19 protein-coding genes are annotated in these 19,786 nt (G+C 71.4%); 5 read left to right on the top strand and 14 right to left on the bottom strand.

Annotation, left to right across the window (positions count from 1 at the left end):
• Nucleotides 1–76: 76 nt before the first annotated feature.
• The gene (locus tag AC07EQ_RS07700; protein ID WP_132482807.1) at nt 77–553 is read right to left on the bottom strand and encodes a PPOX class F420-dependent oxidoreductase; all 477 of its coding nucleotides are present in this window, start codon (nt 551–553) and stop codon (nt 77–79) included.
• A gap of 164 nt (nt 554–717) precedes the next feature.
• Between AC07EQ_RS07700 and AC07EQ_RS07695 the strand changes: the two genes are divergently transcribed.
• On the top strand, nt 718–1,500 hold the full coding sequence (locus tag AC07EQ_RS07695) for a hypothetical protein (RefSeq protein ID WP_478387202.1): 783 nt from the start codon (nt 718–720) through the stop codon (nt 1,498–1,500).
• Nucleotide 1,501: 1 nt separating this feature from the next.
• Here AC07EQ_RS07695 and AC07EQ_RS07690 read toward each other — a convergent pair whose 3' ends face one another.
• The 4 genes from AC07EQ_RS07690 to AC07EQ_RS07675 form a co-directional block, all read right to left on the bottom strand.
• On the bottom strand, nt 1,502–2,962 hold the full coding sequence (locus AC07EQ_RS07690) for an MFS transporter (RefSeq protein WP_478387200.1): 1,461 nt from the start codon (nt 2,960–2,962) through the stop codon (nt 1,502–1,504).
• A 305-nt stretch (nt 2,963–3,267) separates the two neighbouring features.
• Entirely contained in the window at nt 3,268–4,293 is a 1,026-nt protein-coding gene (locus AC07EQ_RS07685) for a 6-phosphofructokinase (protein WP_478387452.1), read from the bottom strand.
• A gap of 167 nt (nt 4,294–4,460) precedes the next feature.
• Nucleotides 4,461–4,961: a polyadenylate-specific 3'-exoribonuclease AS gene (locus tag AC07EQ_RS07680; RefSeq protein WP_132482799.1), complete on the bottom strand. Its 501-nt coding sequence runs from the start codon at nt 4,959–4,961 to the stop codon at nt 4,461–4,463.
• A 45-nt stretch (nt 4,962–5,006) separates the two neighbouring features.
• A complete protein-coding gene (locus tag AC07EQ_RS07675) occupies nt 5,007–5,756 on the bottom strand; it encodes a lysophospholipid acyltransferase family protein (RefSeq protein WP_478387197.1) in 750 nt (249 codons plus the stop codon).
• A 198-nt stretch (nt 5,757–5,954) separates the two neighbouring features.
• On the opposite strand from AC07EQ_RS07675, the gene AC07EQ_RS07670 reads away from it, so the two are divergent.
• Together AC07EQ_RS07670 and AC07EQ_RS07665 are read left to right on the top strand one after the other, a co-directional pair.
• Nucleotides 5,955–6,722, top strand: a complete 768-nt coding sequence (locus AC07EQ_RS07670; RefSeq protein ID WP_478387195.1) for an alpha/beta hydrolase — start codon at nt 5,955–5,957, stop codon at nt 6,720–6,722.
• Nucleotides 6,719–7,198, top strand: a complete 480-nt coding sequence (locus AC07EQ_RS07665; RefSeq protein WP_478387193.1) for a DUF308 domain-containing protein — start codon at nt 6,719–6,721, stop codon at nt 7,196–7,198. Before AC07EQ_RS07670 ends, AC07EQ_RS07665 begins: the two co-directional genes overlap by 4 nt.
• 123 nt (nt 7,199–7,321) lie before the next feature.
• On the opposite strand, the gene AC07EQ_RS07660 is transcribed toward AC07EQ_RS07665, so the two are convergent.
• The 5 genes from AC07EQ_RS07660 to AC07EQ_RS07640 form a co-directional block, all read right to left on the bottom strand.
• The gene (locus AC07EQ_RS07660; protein ID WP_478387191.1) at nt 7,322–8,257 is read right to left on the bottom strand and encodes an ROK family protein; all 936 of its coding nucleotides are present in this window, start codon (nt 8,255–8,257) and stop codon (nt 7,322–7,324) included.
• Complete coding sequence (locus AC07EQ_RS07655) at nt 8,251–8,619, bottom strand: hypothetical protein (protein ID WP_478387451.1); 369 nt, start codon at nt 8,617–8,619, stop codon at nt 8,251–8,253. The genes AC07EQ_RS07660 and AC07EQ_RS07655 overlap by 7 nt, the downstream gene beginning before the upstream one ends.
• A 14-nt stretch (nt 8,620–8,633) precedes the next feature.
• Nucleotides 8,634–9,851 carry an ArsA family ATPase gene (locus AC07EQ_RS07650; protein WP_478387189.1) on the bottom strand — a complete coding sequence of 406 codons (1,218 nt, stop codon included), beginning with the start codon at nt 9,849–9,851 and terminating at the stop codon, nt 8,634–8,636.
• Nucleotides 9,852–9,862: 11 nt separating this feature from the next.
• Complete coding sequence (locus AC07EQ_RS07645; RefSeq protein WP_132482786.1) at nt 9,863–10,306, bottom strand: SRPBCC family protein; 444 nt, start codon at nt 10,304–10,306, stop codon at nt 9,863–9,865.
• A gap of 64 nt (nt 10,307–10,370) precedes the next feature.
• Nucleotides 10,371–11,159: a metallophosphoesterase family protein gene (locus AC07EQ_RS07640; protein ID WP_358570577.1), complete on the bottom strand. Its 789-nt coding sequence runs from the start codon at nt 11,157–11,159 to the stop codon at nt 10,371–10,373.
• 247 nt (nt 11,160–11,406) lie between these two features.
• Here AC07EQ_RS07640 and AC07EQ_RS07635 point away from each other — a divergent pair, with 247 nt between their 5' ends.
• The gene (locus tag AC07EQ_RS07635; RefSeq protein ID WP_478387186.1) at nt 11,407–13,215 is read left to right on the top strand and encodes an AMP-dependent synthetase/ligase; all 1,809 of its coding nucleotides are present in this window, start codon (nt 11,407–11,409) and stop codon (nt 13,213–13,215) included.
• 143 nt (nt 13,216–13,358) lie between these two features.
• Here AC07EQ_RS07635 and AC07EQ_RS07630 read toward each other — a convergent pair whose 3' ends face one another.
• The 3 genes from AC07EQ_RS07630 to AC07EQ_RS07620 form a co-directional block, all read right to left on the bottom strand.
• Nucleotides 13,359–14,633: a basic secretory protein-like protein gene (locus tag AC07EQ_RS07630; protein ID WP_478387184.1), complete on the bottom strand. Its 1,275-nt coding sequence runs from the start codon at nt 14,631–14,633 to the stop codon at nt 13,359–13,361.
• A gap of 95 nt (nt 14,634–14,728) precedes the next feature.
• Entirely contained in the window at nt 14,729–15,700 is a 972-nt protein-coding gene (locus AC07EQ_RS07625; protein ID WP_478387182.1) for a C40 family peptidase, read from the bottom strand.
• A 451-nt stretch (nt 15,701–16,151) separates the two neighbouring features.
• Complete coding sequence (locus tag AC07EQ_RS07620; RefSeq protein ID WP_478387180.1) at nt 16,152–17,468, bottom strand: NYN domain-containing protein; 1,317 nt, start codon at nt 17,466–17,468, stop codon at nt 16,152–16,154.
• 132 nt (nt 17,469–17,600) lie between these two features.
• Between AC07EQ_RS07620 and AC07EQ_RS07615 the strand changes: the two genes are divergently transcribed.
• A complete protein-coding gene (locus AC07EQ_RS07615; RefSeq protein WP_478387178.1) occupies nt 17,601–19,319 on the top strand; it encodes a DEDD exonuclease domain-containing protein in 1,719 nt (572 codons plus the stop codon).
• Nucleotides 19,320–19,359: 40 nt separating this feature from the next.
• On the opposite strand, the gene AC07EQ_RS07610 is transcribed toward AC07EQ_RS07615, so the two are convergent.
• The gene (locus AC07EQ_RS07610) at nt 19,360–19,785 is read right to left on the bottom strand and encodes a PPOX class F420-dependent oxidoreductase (RefSeq protein ID WP_478387176.1); all 426 of its coding nucleotides are present in this window, start codon (nt 19,783–19,785) and stop codon (nt 19,360–19,362) included.
• Nucleotide 19,786: the final 1 nt, after the last annotated feature.

The raw sequence follows: 19,786 nt of genomic DNA, 5'->3' as shown, positions 1-19,786 counted from the left end.
CAGAATAGGGGCTGCGCGCTACACCTTTAACGCCGGGAGAGCCGTCCCACATCGCGGAAGCCCTGCGGGCTTCGATTCAGTAGCCTCCGCCGAGCTTGCGGTGGTCCCAGGTGATCGTCCGGGTGGGGGTGAAACGCAGCCCGACCCGCTTCGCGGCCTTGGCGCGCAGGACGGCCCGGGCCTCCTCGCTCGCCGCAAGCTCGCCCGGAGCCGCCGTGCCGTAGCGCTCCGCCAGGCCCAGTCCGATGCGCTCGACGTCCTCGGGCGCGTCCAGGAGCTGCACGTCGCACTCCAGCGAGACGCCGCGCAGCTCGCCGTACTCCGTGCCGGTCTCCACCAGCAGCGTGGCCCGCGGATCGCGACGCAGGTTCAGCGTCTTCTGCGACCGGCCGTAGGACCACACCTCGATCACCGGGCCGTCGTGCACGAACCACATCGGCACCAGGTGCGGTCGCCCGTCGGCCTTCAGCGTCGCCAGCACGACGACCCGGCGCTGGGCGATGAAGTCGACGATCTCGTCCTCGGACATGGTGATCTGGCCGCGACGCGACATTGCAGCGCTCCGTTTCCCGCTGGACCGGTGGTGTGCCGATCTTGTTCCGGAACACCCCACCGCGTCAACGGAAGACCGGTCGCCGACGATCACCCGAACCGGCCCCGACGCGACACCGCCGGCGCTAGGCTCTCGCCCCGTCGATCACGCGAGAGGAGCAGCCGGTGACGTGGGGACCTGGCCAGCAGCCACCGCAGGAACCGCAGCCGGGGCGCAAGCCGATGCACCAGCGGTTGTGGCCGATCAGCATCCTCGCCGACGTCGCCGCGGTGGTCGCGCTGCTGATGAGCTCGACGCAGAACGTCGCCGTGGTCATCGCCGCCGTCGCGCTGCTGCTGGGCGTGGTGCACCTGTGGGCGAGCTTCGGCAGGCAGATGGACCGCTGGGTCGTCCTCTCGATCATCGGGGTCGTCGCGGGCGCGGTGCTGATCACCGTGGTGGCCACCCGATCGCTGGTGGCGGTGCCCGATCAGCCGAGCCGCCAGGCGACCGAGCTGCCGCCCCAGACCGGCCCGGCCACCGCCGACCCGACAACACGGCAGCCGTCGACCACCTCGGCGTCGCCGACCAGCTCCGCGCCCGGCGATCCCGCGATCAGCCGCGAGACCGGCGACAAGCCGATAGTGCTGACCAGCGGCTACGCCCTGGATCTCGACTCCACCGACCCGCTCTGGATCGCCAACCCGACGGGGGGTTCCAGGCAGGACCTCGAAAACAGCTCCGGCACGCTCTACGCGCGCGGGGACATCGCGGTAGCCACCGGCCAGGCGACCTTCGAAGACTGCGCGCGGGCCGGCTACTACGACTACGTGAGCAGCGACGATGTCATCACCGGCTCCGCGTTCTGCGTGAAGACGACCAACGGCAACTACGCGCGGATCGTCGTCCGCGAGGCCAAGGACTCAGAGCTGACACTGGACGTCGTCGTCTGGAAGACGCCGAGCTAGCTCAGCTCGCAGCGGCCTTTTCCGGCTGCCACTCGGTCTCGACCGCGTCGGCGTCGTAGCCCACCGGCTCCCAGCGCTTGGCCAGCAGCGCCACCAGGCCCATCAGCGGGGCGAGCGCGATCACCCAGAACACGCCGCTGCCCAGCGCCGCGCTGAGCACCGGGAAGAAGAACAGCGCCAGCGTGGAGCCGACGCGCAGGGTGCCCTGGTTGAAGCCGATCCCGGTCCCGCGCATCGTCGTCGGGTAGCTCAGGGACGCGAAGCTCATGAAGTGCGCGCCCGGCCCGGAGGCCTGCGCGAACATGAACGCGCCCAGCGCGAAGATCGCGAACAGCACGTACGCGGTCGCCGACGGCTTGCCGATCAGCGCCAGCACCACCATCGACGCCAGCTGCACGCCGAACCCGATGAACGTCATCTTCCAGGCCCCCGCCGTGTTGGCCAGCCGGATGCCGAGCAGGCCACCGGTGACCGCGAAGACCAGGTTGAGCACCAGCGAGGCGGTGATCGTGTTCAGCGCGCCCTGGGCGAGGATGCTCGCGATGATGATCGGCAGCCCGTAGGCGACCGCGTTGTAGCCGAAGGTCTGGGCGAGGCCGATGGCCAGCGCCTGGAACGTCCGGGCGCGGTAGCGGCGGTGGAACAGCCGCGCGAAGTCCCGCAGCCCGCGGCGCTCGGCCTGGGGCTTCACCACCTCCGCGTCCGGCGCCACCACGGCGTTGACGCCGTAGGACTTGCGCAGGATCTTCGCGGCCCGCTCCAGGTCGCCCTGGTTGGCCGCCCAGGACGGCGACTCGTTCATGTACTTGTTGCGCACCAGCAGGATCACCAGCGCGGGCACCGCGCCGAAGCCGACGGTGAACCGCCACAGCAGGCCGTGGTGCTCGTCGGGCAGCGCGAAGTACAGCGCCATGATCACCAGGTAGCAACCGCTGGTGGCCACGTACCAGGCGGGCGACCACGCCGCGGTGCGGGAGCCCTTGCTGCCCTTGCCCTTCAGCCGGGAGAACTCGGCCAGGAAGGCCATCGCGACCGGGATGTCCATGCCGACGCCGAAGCCCATCAGGAACCGGAAGAAGATCAGGACCTCCATGTTCGGCGCGAGTGCGCAGCCGAGCGCGGAGACCACGAAGAACAGCATGTCGGCCATGAACACGCGGTAGCGGCCGAGCCGGTCCACCAGCAGGCCGCCGAGCCACGCGCCGAAGATCGCGCCGACGCTGATGGAGGCGGTGACGGCGCCGGCCCCGGCCGGGGAGAGCCCGAACTGCTGCTTGATGTCGGTGATGCCGTAGGCCAGCGAAGTGAGGTCGTAGGCGTCCAGGAAGATCCCGCCGAGGGCCAGCAGCACGATCATCTTCGCGTGGCTGCCCCGCGCCGCACCCGAGTTGACCAGTTCGGTGACGTCCCGAGCCGAGCGAATGAGCACGGGCTCCCGCTCGGCGACCGGCTGCGTGGACACGGCTGCACCCCTCCGAAAGTTCTTGGATCGTGCCCGCAGGCGCGAGCGAGGGGTTAGCCTAACCGGTGGAACGAGTGCGTCCACATGCTGGAACACCTCCAGCGCACGGCACCGACGGACCGGTCGACGCGCACGCCTTCGCGCCAGATATCGGCGGGATACCGGTACGCCGGAACCAGGGTGTCCACAGTGGAATACACGAGTGCCGACTCGGGCGAGGATCGCGCACAGCCAGGGGAAGAACTCTCGAGCACCTCATGGACGAAGGGGCGCCGCCATGCTGGGCGACGCCCCTTCGCCGGGCTTCAGCCGAAGAGGACTTCGGCTTCCGCGTAGCGCTCCAGGGGCACCGTCTTCAGGGATGCCGTCGCTTCGCTCAGGGGCACCCGCACGATGTCCGTGCCGCGCAGCGCCACCATCTTTCCGTAGTCGCCTTCCGTGATCGCGTCGATCGCGTGCAGGCCGAAGCGGGTCGCCAGCACCCGGTCGTAGGCCGTCGGCATGCCTCCGCGCTGCACGTGGCCGAGGACCACCGCGCGCGACTCCTTGCCCGTCCGCGCCGCGATCTCCTCCGCCAGCCAGGTGCCGACACCGCCCAGCCGGACGTGGCCGAAGGCGTCCTTCTCGCCGGTCAGCAGCAGTTCCTTGCCGCCCTCCGGGACCGCTCCCTCGGCAACCACGATGATCGGCGCGTACTGGCGCTCGAAGCGCTGCTCCACCCAGGCGCAGACCTTCTCGACGCTGAACGGCTGCTCCGGCACGAGGATGACGTTCGCGCCACCCGCCAGCCCGGAGTGCAGCGCGATCCACCCGGCATGCCGGCCCATCACCTCGACCACCAGCGCCCGGTGGTGCGACTCCGCCGTGGTGCGCAGCCGGTCGATGGCCTCCGTGGCGATGTGCACCGCCGTGTCGAAGCCGAACGTGTAGTCGGTGGCGTCGAGGTCGTTGTCGATCGTCTTGGGCACGCCGACCACCGGCACGCCGTCGTGGGTGAGCTGCTCGGCGACGCCGAGGGTGTCCTCGCCGCCGATCGCGATCAGCGCGTCCACCCGGTTCTCCTCCAGGGTCGCCTTGAGCCGGGCGATCCCGTCGTCGACCTTGTACGGGTTGGTGCGCGACGAGCCCAGGATGGTGCCGCCCCGGTTGAGGATCTCCTCCACCTTGTCGAGGGTCAGCGGCATGGTCAGGCCCTCCACCGGGCCCAGCCACCCGCTGCGGAACCCCAGGATCTCGTGCTGGTGCACCGAGATCCCCTTGCGGGTCACCGCGCGGAGCACCGCGTTGAGCCCGGGGCAGTCGCCGCCACCGGTGAGCACTCCGACACGCATTCCAGCCGGCATCGCTTTTCGCCGCCTCCTCGAATTCAGCCCAGAAAGGACGTGATCTGCATCTCCCCCTGGCCACAGCGTGGCACGAACTGGATCGTTGCAGCAAGTATCCGGGAAGTTACCGGTCGCGACGGCGGAGCTGGGAACGTGCGAGGTCCGCGAGTCAGTTACCAGACGAAGCCGCGCTTGCGGCGGACCTCCTCGATCACCTTCCAGCGCTCGAGGTTGTGCTTGGCGTCGGCCAGGGCGTCGTGGGCGTTGTCCGGCGCGGACGGCAGCTTGGGCTTGCCGACGTCCTCCCAGCGCTGCCGCAGGTCGCGGGTGAACTTCGGGATCCGCGACGGCAGCATCGGCATCGCGCCCCACAGCTGCGCCAGCGCCACGTGGTCGTAGGCGGCGTACCAGGCCCACAGCTCGACGTTCCCGTTGCGGGCGGTCAGGAAGGAGTACAGGTCTTCGCGGATCCGGGCGCGGGAGCGCCAGCACGGATCGGCGGGCGGCGGCAATTGCGGCAGCACGTGCTGCCGCACCCAGGCACCGGCCCGAGACGCGTCGAACTCGGTGGACACCGCGTAGAACTCGCGGCCGGACTCGTCGACCATCCCGATCGACACCAGCTCGATGGTGTGTCCGTCCTCAATGAACTCGCAGTCGTAGAAGTACCGCACCGGGCAAGGGTAGGTGCCCGCCGTTCCAGCAGCGTATGCGGGCCGTCAGCCGGCCTTGGACTCCGGGAGCCGCTCGGCGGGCTTCGGCTCCTTCCAGCCCGCGACGTGCTTGCCCTGCGCGGCGAGGTCGTCCTTCACCTTGGCGGCGTAGACGTCGACGTACTCCTGACCGGAGAGCTCCATCAGGGCGTACATGATCTCGTCGGTGATGGACCGCTCCACGAACCGGTCGCCCGCCATGCCCTCGTAACGGGAGAAGTCCAGCGGCGGCCCGACCTTCACCACGACCTTGTGCGGGTACCACATCTTCGACCCGATGGGGTTGACCCGGTCGGTGCCGAACATCGCGATCGGGATCACCGGCGCCTTCGACTCCAGCGCCATCCGCGCGACCCCGGTCTTGCCCTTGTACAGCCGGCCGTCCGGCGACCGGGTGCCCTCCGGGTAGACGCCCAGCAGCTTGCCCTCGCGCAGCAGGCGGACGCCGGTGTCCAGCGCGGCCTGCGCGGCGGCGCCGCTGGAGCGGTCGATCGGCACCTGCCCGACGCCGGAGAAGAAGTACTTCTTGAACTTGCCCTTGACGCCCTTGCCCGTGAAGTACTCGCGCTTGGCCAGGAACGTCACCCGGCGCGGCATCATCAGCGGCATGAAGAACGAGTCGGCGACCGCTAGGTGGTTGCTGACCAGGATCGCGCCGCCGGTGGCCGGCACGTGCTCGACACCTTCGACCTTCGGACGGCAGAACAGCTTCATCAAGGGCCCGAGCAAGAAGTGCTTCATCACCCAGTACAACACCGCGCTGCCGCCTCCTTGCCCCGCCGACTTCCCTGCTCAGCCTACGGAGCCGCGACATCGGGCACAATGCGGGCTCGATGTGGCGATCTCGCGCTCTCCCCGGAACGATCACGACGGCGCCGCCAATCCGCCCCACATGTCGGCCGCGCATGCGACGATGAAGAGGTACTGGCTCGCCGATGCTGTTGGGAGGCCGCGGTGCCCGTGCTCCCCGGTGCCGAACCGTTCACGCACAACGGATCGGAGGACATCGGCGTGCTGCTCTGCCACGGGTTCACCAGCACCCCGCAGAGCATGCGCGCCTGGGGCGAGCACCTGGCGGCGGAGGGGTTCACGGTCCGCTGCCCGCTGCTTCCCGGCCACGGCACCCGGTGGCCGGACCTGAACCGGACGAGCTGGCGGGACTGGTACGCCGCGGCTGAGGCCGAGCTCGCCGAACTGCGCGGGCGCTGCCGGTCGGTGTTCGTGTTCGGCCAGTCCATGGGCGGCACGCTCACCTTGCGGCTGGCCGAGCAGCATCCCGACATCGCCGGGATCGTGCTGGTCAACCCGTCGGTGACGACGCTGCGCAGGGGCGCCCGGCTGCTGCCGCTGCTGAGCCGGGTGTGGCCCGCGATCGGCGGGATCCCCGGCGACATCGCGAAACCCGGCGGGTTCGAGCTCGCCTACCAGCGGTTGCCGCTGCGCGCGATGGCCAGCCTGCAGGAGTTCTGGGGCCTCGTGCGCGCCGACCTCGGCCGGGTGCGCCAGCCGCTGCTGCTGTTCCGGTCGGCCGTCGACCACATCGTGGAGCCGGTCAACTCCGCGCTCGTGCTGGACGGGGTCGCCAGCAGCGATCTCGCGGAGGTCGTGCTGGCCGACAGCTTCCACGTGGCGACGCTGGACCACGACGCGCCCGCGATCTTCAGCGGCAGCGCCGAATTCCTGCAACGCATCCACAGCGAACGGGCCGAGGAAGTCGTATGAACACGCGCCGCGACAACCCCGACGGGCCGGAGGACATCGACGCCGCATTCGCCGAGATCGTCGCCGATCTGGAGCGGGACTCGACGTTCGCGCGGTGGCCCGAGGACGCCCCCGGGGAGACCACCGACACCGCAGGCACCGCGAGCGCGGTCGCCGACGTCGCCGAGGTCGAGCCGAAGGCCGCGCGCGACGCGGGGCCGCGGGACTGGGCGCCGGACTCCGAGGAGGAGGAAGAGCACTTCGTCCCGCCGGAGCCGCCGCCGCTGCCCACGCCGCGACCGACGACGCTGCTCGGGATCGCGGTGATCGCGGTCGGGGTGCTGGTCCTGCTGGTGCCCGGCCTCGCCGGGATGTCGAGCTCGCTCTCGATGCCGCTGGGCCTGGTGCTGATCAGCGCGGGCATCGGCTGGCTCCTGCTGAGGCTGCGGCAGGGCCCGCCGCCGAACACCGGCAACGACGACGGCGCCCAGGTCTGAGGCGTCCGCAGTTTCAATTGAAACTGCGGACCTCCGGTGTGTCGGAGCCCGACACACCGGAACCTGTGGACAACTTCCGCAATTTCAATGGAAATCGGACCTTCGATTTCCATTGAAATTGCGTCAGGTCAGGTGTGGGGCTTCGGTGAGGACGTGTTCTCGGGCCAGGGCCGCCGAGCCGATCATGGCCGCCGAATCCCCGTAGTGGGCCACCGCGATCCGCGCCAGCGGGCGGTGGCCGGCTCCCGTGACCGCCCGGGCGTAGTGCTCTCGGGCGGCGTCGAGGAACAGGCGCGCCGAGTCGGAGACCCCGCCCGCGATCACCACGACCTCCGGGTCGTAGACGTCCGCGACGAGCGCCAGGCCTTCGCCGAGCCAGCGGGCCAGGTCCGCGACCGCGCGGAGGGCTAGCGGGTCGCCCGCCTCCGCCGCGTGCGCGACGTCGACGCCGGTCGGCTCGACCAGCACCGGTTCCCCCGCCTCCCGGCGGAGCTCCACCGCGGTGGCCGCCAGTGCGGTGCCGCTGCAATACCGCTCCCAGCAGCCTCGTTTGCCGCAGGAGCACGGCCTGCCGTCCGGGACGACCCGCAGGTGCCCCAGTTCCGGGGCGACGCCGTAGGCCCCGCGGAACACCTCGCCGCCGATCACCAACGCCCCGCCGATGCCGGTGCCGATGGCCACCAGCGCGGCCACCCGCGCACCAGCGGCCGCGCCGAAGCGCTGCTCCGCGACGGCCGCGGCGTTCGCGTCGTGCTCCAGGACGACCGGCAACCCGAGCCGTTCGGCGAGCTCGTCGGCGACCGCGACGTGCCGCCAGGCCAGGTGCGGCGCGAAGCGCACCACCCTGCGGTCCTCGCTGACGAAGCCGGCGACGGCCAGGCCGACCCCGGCGACCGGGTACCGGTCGGCGAGCGCGCGAACCGTGTCCGCGATCGCCGCGTTCAGCTCGGGTCCGGTGGCCGGCGTCGGCACGCGGTGGGTTTCCAGGATCTCGCCGTGCTGATCCACCACGCCGGCCCGCACGCTGGTCCCGCCGACGTCCACTCCGATGGTCAGCACCTCGACGCGGCCTCGCCGTCCGCCAGGACCGGGCCGGCGACCCGCCGCACCGCGATCCGCCGCACCTTCGACGGCGCCGGAACGTCCTCTTCGGACTCCTCGGGCGCTTCGGCCGGACGCTGATCGGACAGCATCTGCCGCAGCAACTGGACGATCCCGAGGAGCTGGTCGTTGAGCTCCGGGCGGCGACCGCGCAGCAGCGCCACCGCCGCGCACAGCGGGCACCAGCCGCAGCCCGTTCCGCTGCCGGGCTCGGCGCTCTGGTCGCAGCTGCTCAGGTAGTCCTCCGCCTTGCCCGCGATCACGTCGAGCAGCTGCCGGAGCTCGTCGAGGAGCTGGTCGTGCCGGGATTCGTCGCGCATCTCGTCCACCGGTCTCACCGCATCCACAACTCTGGGTCGGGCCGGAACCGCACCGTCAGCCCGTCGTCGCCGGCGACCGCCGAGGTCACGGCGCACCGCTGGAGCACCGCGGGCAGGGCGATCAGCCTCCGGCGGCCGTCGACGGTGATCGCCAGCTCGTCACCGATCCGCGCCAGGTCCAGCTCGGCCGCCGGGTGCAGCGGCAGCGCGATCCGCAGGGAATACTCCGCGTCCAGCGTGCGCCCACCGCCGGTGACCTGCATGGACGGCTGGTTCGGCGGGTTCTCCAGCGGATCGGCGTCGGCGTAGAGCTCGTCGCCGAGCGCCAGCAGTTCTCCCGCGCCGACCGGTTCGGCGGCGCGGTGCTCGACCACGCGCAGCGGCAGATCCGTCGCCGCCCGCAACGTGTCGAGCACCTTCTCCTGCTCGTGGCGGCGGGTGCGCAACCAGCCCGCCGCGGCGCCGCGCGCCGATCCAGGGTGCGGCACCACGCGGTTGGCCACCAGGCCGTCCACCCGGATCTGCTGGAGCGCGAGAGCGGTCAGCGTCCGGCGGGTTTCTGCGGCCACCACCGTCTCCGGGGTGAGCACCAGCCGGACACTGGTTCCGGCGTCGCCGAGCATGTCCTTGAGATCCGCGAGCCGCTCCGCGAGCCGCCCCAGCCCGTCAGCGACGGAATCCCAGCGCTCCACCTGCTCGCTACCGGCGATGCCGGCGAGCAAGCCGCGCACAGCCCGGCGGTGCGCCGGGAACAGCCGCTCCAGGTAGCCGGCGAGCGATTCGGGCAGCGCGAGCAGGCGCAGCGTTTCGGCGGTCGGCCCGCAGTCGACGATCACGGTGTCCCACGGCCCGCTCACCGCTAGCCGGTGCACCTCGGACAGCGCGAGCAGGTCCTCCACGCCGGGCAGCACCGTGAGCTCTTCCGCGTCGACCTCGTCGACACCGGCTCCCTGCAGCATCGTCCGCAGGTGTTCGCGCAGCTCGCGCCAGGCGCCGTCGACCAGCCCGCGAGTCTGCACCTCGGCAGCGTGCAGCACCGCGTGGGAACCGTCCAGCCGCACCTCGCGCGGTGCTGCGGCAAGTCCGACGTCGAGCGCATCGCCCAGCGAGTGCGCCGGGTCGGTGGAGACGACGAGCACCTTGCCGCCATGCCCGGCGACGCGGGCGGCGGTGGCGGCGGCGAGGGTGGTCTTGCCCACCCCGCCTTTTCCGGTGAACAGCAGGATTCGCAACGGATGCTTGCTTACTTCGCGCCTTCGACGCGGCGCTTGAGCTCCTTCAGCGCCGTATCCATGATCATCTTCTCGGCCTTCCGCTTGAACAGGCCGATCATCGGGATCGCCAGGTCCACCGCCAGGCTGTAGGTCACCTCGGTGCGGTCGCCGGACAGCGGGTTGAGCCGGTAGCTGCCGCGCTGCGCCTTCTGCACCTGGCCCTCGACGAGGTTCCAGCTCACCGACAGCCCGTCGCCCGCCCAGTCGTAGACGTTGACGTAGGTGTCCTTGACCACTCCGGCGTCCAGCACGAAGCGCACCCGCTCCGCGTCACCGCCCGAGGTCTGCGAGAGCACCTCGGTCTCCTTCACCGCTTCCGCCCACTCCGGGTAGGCGCCGAAATCCGCGATGGCTGCCATGATCTGCGCGGCCGGCGCCTCGATCACGATGGACTGGGTGGACTGATCGACCATGCGCCGCAGGTTACCGGGTGCGGGCAGCGGCAGCGGCGTGGAGGAGCAGGGTTTTTGCTCACCTTCACCAGCGGAGCACGTAGGGCCGCCCGGTGCGCTGGAAATGCCCGACGTTGACGCACTCGGTGCGCCCGATCCGCATGCGCCGCGCCAGCGGCTGGTGCACGTGCCCGAACAGCGACCACCGCGGCCGGTCGGCGGCGATCCGCCGGACCAGCGCGGCCGAGCCGCTCTCCGGCCGCCGCGCCACCACGTCGTAGGTCAGCTCCGCCACCGCGGGCGGCAGGTGGGTGCACAGCACGTCCACTTCGGGCAGCGCCGCGACGGCCGCGTCGTACTCGTCCTCGGGCCGCAGGTACGGCACCCAGGCGGCGTGGCGGCGCAGCGTCGCACCCGCCGGCAGCACGGTGCCGCCGACGAAACCGAAGGTCAGGCCGCCGATTTCGGCGCTCTCGCCGTCGAGCACCCGGATGCCGTCGCGGACGAACTCCGGCCACAGGTGCGGCGCGTCGACGTTGCCCGGGGTGGCGTAGGTGGGCGCGGTCAGCGCCGCGAACAGCTCGGCGTACTGCTCGCGCACGGCTTCCTCGACCACCGCCGCCGGATCGGTCAGCCCGGCCCACAGCGAGCGCACGTAGGCGCCGAACTCCGGGCCGCGCTGGCTGCGCCGCAGCTCGGCGAACCGGGCCACCTTCTCCGGGCCGAACACCCGCCCGAGGATGCCCTTGCCGTGGTCGTGGTAGTCGACGAAGTCGATCAGGTCACCGAGCACCACCAGCGCGTCGGCGCCGTCCCCGGCCCGCTTGAGGTCCTCGACGTTGCCGTGGACGTCCGAAACGACGTGGACGCGCAAGTCCAACTCCCCTCCGCCGACAACTCCTCCCCCCGAACCTAATCCGTTCGAGGGCCGCTTTGGGAGCACCCGGTGCCGACCTGCACCGTTCGGGCGGCACAAGCCGCCGACCGGCGGCACCATGCCGATCACCGGGGCAACTACGCTGTGTTGGCTGGAGCGGGCGCGCAACGGGGACTACCGCTCAGTAACTATCAGCGTTAGGTTGTGCCCCACTGCTGACTGGTGTGTTTTCGGAGGTTTCGACGTGCGAGAGTTCAGCGCACCCGCCACAACGACTGTGGCCGAGGACGAGAACCTCACCGACATGGTGTGGGCCAACGCGGAGCGCTTCGGGAGCACGGTGAGCTTCCGGCGCCGGGTGGACGGCACCTGGGTCGACGTCACCGCCGCCGACTTCGCCGCGCAGGTGCTGACCGTGGCCAAGGGCCTGGTCGCCGCAGGCCTGGAGCCCGGTGACCGCGTCGGCCTGATGTCGCGGACCCGGTACGAGTGGAGCCTGCTGGACTTCGCGATCTGGACGGCCGGCTGCGTCACGGTGCCGATCTACGAGACGTCCGCGGCCGACCAGGTCGAGTGGATCCTCACCGACTCCGCGGCCAAGGCCGTGATCGTGGAGAGCGAGGCGCACCGCGCCGAAGTGGACAAGGTCGTGGGCCGGCTCTCCGAGGTCTCCCACGTCTGGCAGATCGACGGCCCGACCAGCGGCGGAGCCGCCGGCGCGATAGACGAGCTGACCGCGCTCGGCGCGGAGGTCGAGGACCGCGACGTGCACCTGCGCCGCCGCGCGGTGCGTGCCGAGGACGTCGCGACGCTGATCTACACGTCGGGCACCACCGGCCGTCCCAAGGGCTGCGTGCTCACGCACCGCAACATGCTCGCCGAGGTGCGTGCGGACATCGAGGCCTTCCCGCAGCTGACCCGGCCCGGCAGCTCGATGCTGATGTTCCTGCCGATGGCGCACGTGCTGGCCCGCGCGATCACCGTGATGTGCGTGTACGGCAGGGTCACCCTCGGCCACACCAGCGACATCAAGGACCTCGTCACCGACCTCGGCTCGTTCCGGCCGACGTTCGTGCTGGCGGTGCCGCGGGTGTTCGAGAAGGTCTACAACACCGCCAAGCAGAAGGCCCACGGCAGCGGCAAGGGCCGGATCTTCGACGTCGCCGAGGACACCGCGGTCGCGTTCAGCCGCGCCCAGGAGGAGGGCGGCGCGGGCCTGGGGCTGAAGCTCAAGCACGCGCTGTTCGACAAGCTCGTGTACGGCAAGCTCCGGGCGGCCCTCGGCGGTCGCTGCATCGCGGCGGTATCCGGCGGCGCGCCGCTGGGCGAGCGGCTCGCGCACTTCTTCCGCGGCGTCGGCGTGCCGGTGCTGGAGGGCTACGGGCTCACCGAGACGACCGCCGCGGCCGCGGTGAACGTGGAGAGCGCGTTCAAGGTCGGCACCGTCGGAAAGCCGGTGGCGGGCACGTCGGTGCGCATCGCCGAGGACGGCGAGGTGCTGATCAAGGGCGACGTGGTGTTCAAGGAGTACTGGAACAACCCGACCGCCACCAAGGAGTCCCTCGAGGACGGCTGGTTCCACACCGGCGACCTCGGTTCGCTGGACGACAAGGGCTTCCTGAAGATCACCGGCCGGAAGAAGGAGATCATCGTCACCGCGGGCGGCAAGAACGTCGCCCCGGCGATGCTCGAGGACGCGCTGCGGGCGCACCCGCTGATCAGCCAGTGCATGGTGGTCGGCGACCAGAAGCCGTTCATCGGCGCGCTGATCACCCTCGACCCGGAGTTCCTGCCGTCCTGGCTGGCGAACAACTCCCGGCCGGAGAACACCCCGGCGACCGAGCTGGTCGACGACCCGGACCTGCGCGCCGAGGTGCAGAAGGCCGTCGACAACGCCAACAAGGCGGTGTCGCGGGCGGAGCAGATCAAGCAGTTCCGGATCCTGCCGGAGGACTTCACCGAGGCCACCGGCGAGCTGACGCCGAGCATGAAGCTCAAGCGGAACAAGGTCGCCGAGAACCACGCGGCCACCATCGAGGCGATCTACTCGTAGCAGGCTCGTTGCAGCGCCGAGGGCCGCCGATTTCCCGCGAAATCGGCGGCCCTCGGCGCTCCTGGCCCGGCTATGCGAGTGCTCCGTCGTCGTACTCCGGATCGCCGACGACACCTTGACCAACCTCGGCTAGCCCCCGGAGATCAACCGAAGGTGTGACGGAGGTCGGCTCGCCAGTCGGCCACCAGCCGGGCCCGGGTGAGGCCCGTCGCCTCGCGCAGGGCATCGTCCACTTCGGCCGGTGAGCCGGTGGCCGCCACGCGGCGGTAGAGGTCCACCAGGCGTCGCTCGCCGAGCCGGTCGGCGAGGTGGCTCACCACCGACCAGGACTGCTGGTAGGCCAGCTCCAGGCGACGTCCGGCCTGGTGGAACTCGCGGTCGTCGGGCAGCCTCGCCGGCGGCCCGGCCTCGTGGAGCCTGCGGATGAGGTCCGGGGCGATGTCCTTCGGCGCCACCCCGCTGTCGCGGTAGCCGACGTAGTCGGCGAAGCCCTCCAGCATCCACATCGGAGCGTCGGACACCGTGTCCGCGCGGGCCGCGACGTGGGTGATCTCGTGCCGCAGCACCACGCGCAGGGCCTGGTCCGAGAGCCGGTCGGCCGCCTTGGGATTGAGCACCACCCGCTGGCCCTCCGCCCGGCGAGCGTCGGTGTCCACCCGGTCGGCCACCGCGACGGCCGCGATGCCGTCCACCGCGAACTCCGGCCCCACCAGCGAACGCAGCTCCTCCTGGGACGCCGGGACCAGCACGCCCACGCGCCGGGGCCAGTCCGGCCCCCAGACCTCCGTCACGTCCGCCACGGCGGCGTCCAGCAGCCGGGAGACCCGCTCCACCGGTTCCGGGTCGTGGCCGATGACCATGCCGGTGGCGGTGCGGCGCACGTGGCAGAGCCCGAAGTCCCACGGGCCCCGCCAGGCGCCGGCATCGTCCGCGAGGTACCAGGAAGCGCCGCGCCGGGCGAACACGTAGCCGAGCGTCCGCCGGGTCGGCGCACCGTCCACATCGGTCAGCGCGTAGCGCAGCACCACCCGCGGGGCCCAGGTCTCGTCCGCCGCGGGCACCGGCGGCCGGTCACCGGCCGCGCCGTCGAGCTCGTAGGTCCACTCGGTCGCCGGGATCGTCGTGAGGTTGCGGAAGAGCTCGTGCTGGCGCCGCTGGAAGTCCGGCGGCGACTGGGGGTCCACTGTGGTCGCGAACGCCGCCTCGTCACCGGCCCGGACTGCGGCGGCCCGCCGCTCCAGCAGGTCCCGCACCGCCGCGTCCGGCGTCGCCGGCACGGCGAAGCCGGCGCGCACCGGCGCGGTGCGCGGAAGGTCCGGCAACGGCAGCGGAATCGTGGAAACCCCGGCCAGCACGGCGCCGGCGGCGACTACCGCCAGCCACGCCCGAAACACCCCCGGTGCATGCACGGGGCGCATGGTATTCCCGATCACATCGGCGACCCGCCGGGGTCCCCCGACATGCTTTCGGGGCCGGCACCTGGTGGCGCCGGCCCCGAATGCGGAACGTCAGCTCAGCCCGCGACGCGACGGATCGCCGTCACCGGACCGATCTTCTTGTAGTCGGTCACCTTGACGACGTCGCCCTCGGTCGGGGCGTGCACCGCCTTGCCGTTGCCGATGTACATGGAGACGTGGCTGACCGGGCTGTAGTAGAAGATCAGGTCGCCCGGCTTGAGGTCGCCGGCCGACACGCTGCGGCCCTGGGTGACCTGGGTCTTGGTCGAGCCGCCGATGGTCACGCCGGCCTGCTTGTAGGCCCAGTAGGTCAGCCCGGAGCAGTCGAAGTCCGACGGCCCCTTGGCGCCCCACACGTAGTCGGAGCCCTGCTTGCCCAGCGCGGCGTTGACCGCCTGGACCGCCGCACCGGCACCGGCGATCGAACCGACACCGGTGTCGCCGTCGGACCTCAGCGAGGCTTGGTCCGCACCGCTGAGCTGGTTGTAGCGCTGCCTGGCCTTGGCGATCTGGTCGTTCATCGCCTTGGTCTTCTGGTCCAGCTCGCCGGCGATGCGCGCGGCATCGGCCTCGGCCTGCACGGCGCGGTTGCGGGCGTCCTGCGCGGCGCGCTCGGCGGTCTCCGCCTGCTGCCGGGCCGTGGACAGCGCCTTGACCGCGTCGTTGTTGTCCTTGGCCAGCGCGTCCAGCGCGGACGCGCGGTTGAGGAAGTCTTCCGGGGTCTCGCTCACCAGCAGCGCCGACAGCTTGTTCAGCCGGGCACCCTGGTAGGACGCGTGGGTGAGCTGGTCGACCTGGCCGCGGAACCGCTCTTCCTCGGCGCGGGCCTGGTTGGCGACCTGCTCGGCCTGGCCGGCCTCCTGGTTCGCCCGATCCAGCTCCGCCTTCTTGGCGTCGTGGTCGTCTTCGGCCTTCTTCGCTTCTTCGGTGAGCTGCTCGGCCTGGTGCTGGAGTTCCTGCACCTGCTTCGCCGCGTCCGACGCGTTGTTCGGGAGTTGTGGGTCTGCGAGCGCCGGCCCGGAGGTCATGCCAACGACGGCTGCGACCGCGGTTGCGGCCAGGGCACCTCGCAAAGAGCGCTTAAGTCGGTGCGACTCCACGTCGCGCACTGCTCCTTCTGCTTCGCCCGCTTACCGGTCGGTTGCCCCCTGCCCGACACGGCCCGACTCCCCGACAAGCCGGTTCAACGGTGCCCCGCGGGCCGCCCGGTCTGGGCAACTGATCGCCACGAGGTCCCGAGTAGGTTACGAAAGGTGAGCCGCAAGGTCCAGAAGTGGGTCCAAAAATTTGTGCCTTCGTGCACAAGACCTCTAACGGACGAGAGTCATGCGCTCACGGTGACGGATCATGCAGGCCGGTCACCTGGAATTGTTGTATTCGAACCCACTCGATCGAGAGACGCACGACACGCTGGTGATCGGGTATGACATCGGCCACGTGCCCGCGAATCGCCAGGCGGTCGATTGCGTCGGCAAGCTGCTAGACGCGGTTGAGCCGGGCCAGCAACATCGCGGACGAAACGGCGTAGGCGCCGCGCCGGCGGACCGAGGTGACCACGGCCCGGTCCGAGGTCGCGACCACCACCTGCCGCCCCTTCGGCTCGGCGGAAACGAGGTCCCGGATCACGTCGTCGGCCTGCACTCCGGGCTCGCTGAACAGCACCCGGACCCCGCGCGGGCCGGCGGTCGGCACCGCCAGCACGTCGGCGCCGTCGAAGACGACGGTGACCTCGGCGCCGGTCCGCGCCGACAACGCGGCGAGCTGGTGCGCCAACCGGTCCCGCTGATCGGACAGCGGCAACTCCGGGTACCCGGTCTTGGTCACGTTGTAGCCGTCGACGATCAGGTGCACGGCGGGCAGCGCCAGCAACCGGTCCAGCGCGGCGACGTCCGGCACCTCACCGGTCGCGCCGGAATGCGCCCTGACGCGCTGCACGACGTCCGCGGGCCGAGGCCCGCTCCCGCTCGCCCCCAGCTCGCGCCTCAGGCCGCCTACGGCGCCCTCCAGCGTCTCCAGCAGCAGCGCCAACCGCACCTCGTCGCCCTGACGGGCTTCTCGGGCGGACTGCCGCGCCACCTCGACCTCGGAGCTCGCGCGCTCCGCGCGCCGCCGCTCGTCCTGCGCTCGCGTCCGCTCGCGGTCGCGCTCCGCGGCGATCTCCTCGATCTCCGCCTCGTGCTCCGCACGGATCTTCTCCAGCTCGCCGCGCGCGTGCTCCGCGGCGTCCTTGGCTTCCTTGAGCCGCACGCCCTGCTCGCGCAGGCGCTTGCGCAGCCGATCCGCCTCCGAGCTGTTCTCGTCGCCTACGCGCTCGGCAGCGTGCTTGGCCTCGGCGAGCTCTCCGCGCAGGCGCTCGACGTCGGCGGTCAGCCGCTCGACCCGCGCCGTCGCGGAGTCGCGCTCGCCGCGCAGTTGGCCCTGCTCCGCGCGGAACGCGATCAGTTCCACGTAGTGCGGCGCGATCGGCGAGCCGAGCAGCACGGCGGCCGCGGCGACCACGACCGGATCGGGGGCGTCCAGGGCGAGCGCCTCCGGGCGGTGGTTGCCGCACCAGTCCACGACCGCGGTGCGGAACACCCCGGAGTCGCGCAGCGCCGCGATCAGCGCCGGCTGGCCGAGCTTGGCCCGCTTGGCCGGCGCGAAGCGGACCACCGGGCGGAGCTGGGCCGGCACGTCCGACGCGCGCATCTCGCCCAGCGAGCAGGCCGCGAGTTCCGCCAGCCGCAGGCGCAGCGGACCGGGCAGCGCGTCCCAGTCGACGGGCGGGCCACCGCCGGCCTGCTGTGCACTGTCCACAGCAGACTCGTCGGGCGTTGGGGCGTCGGTTGCCCCTGGCTTCGGCGGTACCACCCCCACAGGCTAATGGCCCAGGTCCCAGAACCCCGCATCCACCGGGCCTGTCGGTAGCGGGACGTAACGTGATCGCCGATGTCCGCGCACCCGCAACTGTCCTTCGACGAGCTGCTCACCGCCGAGGAAGTCCCGCTGCACGAGGTGACTTTCGTCGTCGTCGACCTGGAGACCACCGGCGGTGACCGCAACGAGGACGCGGTGACCGAGATCGGCGCCGTCAAGGTCCGCGGCGGCGAAGTGCTCGGCGAGTTCGCCACGCTGGTCAACCCGGAGCGCGGCATCCCGCCCGCAGTAGTGTCGATCACCGGCATCACCGAGGCGATGGTGGTCGAAGCGCCCCGCTTCGACACGGTGCTGCCCGCCTTCCTCGAGTTCAGCAGCGGCAGCGTGCTGGTGGCCCACAACGCGCCGTTCGACATCGGGTTCCTCCGCGCCAACTGCGAGCGGCTCGGGCTGCGGTGGCCCAAGCCGCAGGTGGTGGACACCGTGCGGCTGTCCCGCCGGGTGCTGACCAGGGACGAGACGCCCAACCACAAGCTCGGCACCCTCGCCCGGGTGCTCAACGCCCGCACCGTTCCGGTGCACCGCGCGCTGGACGACGCGCGCGCCACCGTGGACGTGCTGCACGCCCTGCTGGAGCGAGTGGGCCCGCTCGGGGTGCGAACGCTGGAGGACCTGCTCGGTCATCTGCCCGACGTCGCGCCGCAGCAGCGGCGAAAGCGCGGCCTCGCCGACGGGCTGCCGAACTCGCCGGGCGTCTACCTCTTCCGCGGGCCGAAGGACGAGGTGCTCTACGTGGGCACGGCGACCGACCTGCGGCGGCGGGTCCGGCAGTACTTCACCGCCGGAGAGCGGCGCAGCCGCGTCAAGGAGATGGTGCTGATCTCCGAGCGGGTCGATCACGTGGAGTGCGCTCACCCGCTGGAGGCCGAGGTGCGGGAGCTGCGGCTGCTGGCCGCGCATCAGCCCCGCTACAACCGGCGGTCGAAGTTCCCGCAGCGGGCCTGGTGGGTGGTGCTGACCGACGAACCGTTCCCCCGCCTGTCGGTGGTGCGCGTCCCGAAACCCGATGCGCTGGGGCCGTTCGGCTCCCGCCAGGCGGCGGCCGCCGCCGTCGAGGCGCTGCAATCCGCCGTGCCGGTGCGCCGGTGCACTGAACGCATCTCGGCGCGCGACCCCAGCGGCCGCCCGTGCGCCCTGTACGAGCTGGGGCGCTGCGGAGCGCCTTGCGCGGGGCGGCAGAGCGCCGCCGAGTACGAGCCCGCGGTCATCTCCATCCAGGACGTCATCCGCGGCCGCAGCTCCGATCTGCTGGAGCAGCTGCGGGGCGAGCTCGACCGGCTGTCCGAGGCACAGCGCTTCGAAGACGCCGCCGTGCACCGCGACCAGCTGGCCGCGCTCGTGCGGTCGTTGGACCGCGGGCAGCGGCTGGCCGCCCTGACCGGCGTACCCGAGCTCGTGGCGGCCCGGCCGGACGGCCGCGGCGGCTGGCACCTGTCGGTGATCCGGCACGGGCGGCTCGCGGCCGCGGGCAACGCGCGGCGCGGCGTCCCGCCGATGCCGATCGTGGACCTGCTGCAGGCATCGGCGGAGACCGTCATCCCCGGCGCCGGGCCGCTGCACGGCACGACCGCCGACGAGGCTCGCGTCGTCTACCGCTGGCTGACCACCGGGGGCACCCGCATGGTCCGCTGCAGCATCCCGTGGGCCGAACCGGCCGGTGCCGCCGGCTCCTGGCGCACCTGGCTGGAGAAGGCCACCACCGGCCGGACCCCCTACGCCGCCATCGACTGAACGTTTCCGGCTGCATGCGTGGCCTACTGCGACTTCCGCCTCACCCGGTCATGTCCAGGGCGGCGATCACCTTCGTCGGCCGGATGCGGACCACCAGCTCGCCGGGCACCCCGTTGCGGCGGCCGAACTCCTCCGCCCGGTCCCGCCCCATGTAGCGGCCGCCGATCTCGGTCGCCGTCCGCAGCAGCTCGCCGGGCTCCTCTGACGTCACCGCGACGCCCTGCACCTGCACGAAGGCGTAAGGCGGCTCGGGCAGGTCGACGCACAGCACGAGCCGGGGATCGCGGGCGATCGCACGGCCCTTCGCGGTGTCCTTGCCGGTGTTGAACACCACCTCGTCGCCGTCCAGCACGAACCACACCGGTGCGACCAGCGGTCGCCCATCGCCGGCGGTGAAGCCGAGCTTGCCGGTGCGGGTGCCCGCTTCGAGGAAGGCGCGGATTTCTGGATCCTTGATCGTTGCCACG

The organism is Saccharopolyspora sp. NPDC045839, assembly GCF_056431645.1.
Note: the sequence above shows the minus strand (reverse complement) of the source record. Positions and strands in the feature narration are given on the sequence as shown.

Bases quoted from the DNA above. Each gene is read 5' to 3' on its own strand.
- AC07EQ_RS07685 (WP_478387452.1), bottom strand. From the start codon at position 4,293: ATGCGTGTCGGAGTGCTCACCGGTGGCGGCGACTGCCCCGGGCTCAAC.
- AC07EQ_RS07615 (WP_478387178.1), top strand. From the start codon at position 17,601: ATGTCCGCGCACCCGCAACTGTCCTTCGACGAGCTGCTCACCGCCGAG.
- AC07EQ_RS07665 (WP_478387193.1), top strand. From the start codon at position 6,719: ATGAACACGCGCCGCGACAACCCCGACGGGCCGGAGGACATCGACGCC.
- AC07EQ_RS07625 (WP_478387182.1), bottom strand. From the start codon at position 15,700: ATGACCTCCGGGCCGGCGCTCGCAGACCCACAACTCCCGAACAACGCG.
- AC07EQ_RS07655 (WP_478387451.1), bottom strand. From the start codon at position 8,619: ATGCGCGACGAATCCCGGCACGACCAGCTCCTCGACGAGCTCCGGCAG.
- AC07EQ_RS07645 (WP_132482786.1), bottom strand. From the start codon at position 10,306: ATGGTCGATCAGTCCACCCAGTCCATCGTGATCGAGGCGCCGGCCGCG.
- AC07EQ_RS07630 (WP_478387184.1), bottom strand. From the start codon at position 14,633: ATGCGCCCCGTGCATGCACCGGGGGTGTTTCGGGCGTGGCTGGCGGTA.
- AC07EQ_RS07700 (WP_132482807.1), bottom strand. From the start codon at position 553: ATGTCGCGTCGCGGCCAGATCACCATGTCCGAGGACGAGATCGTCGAC.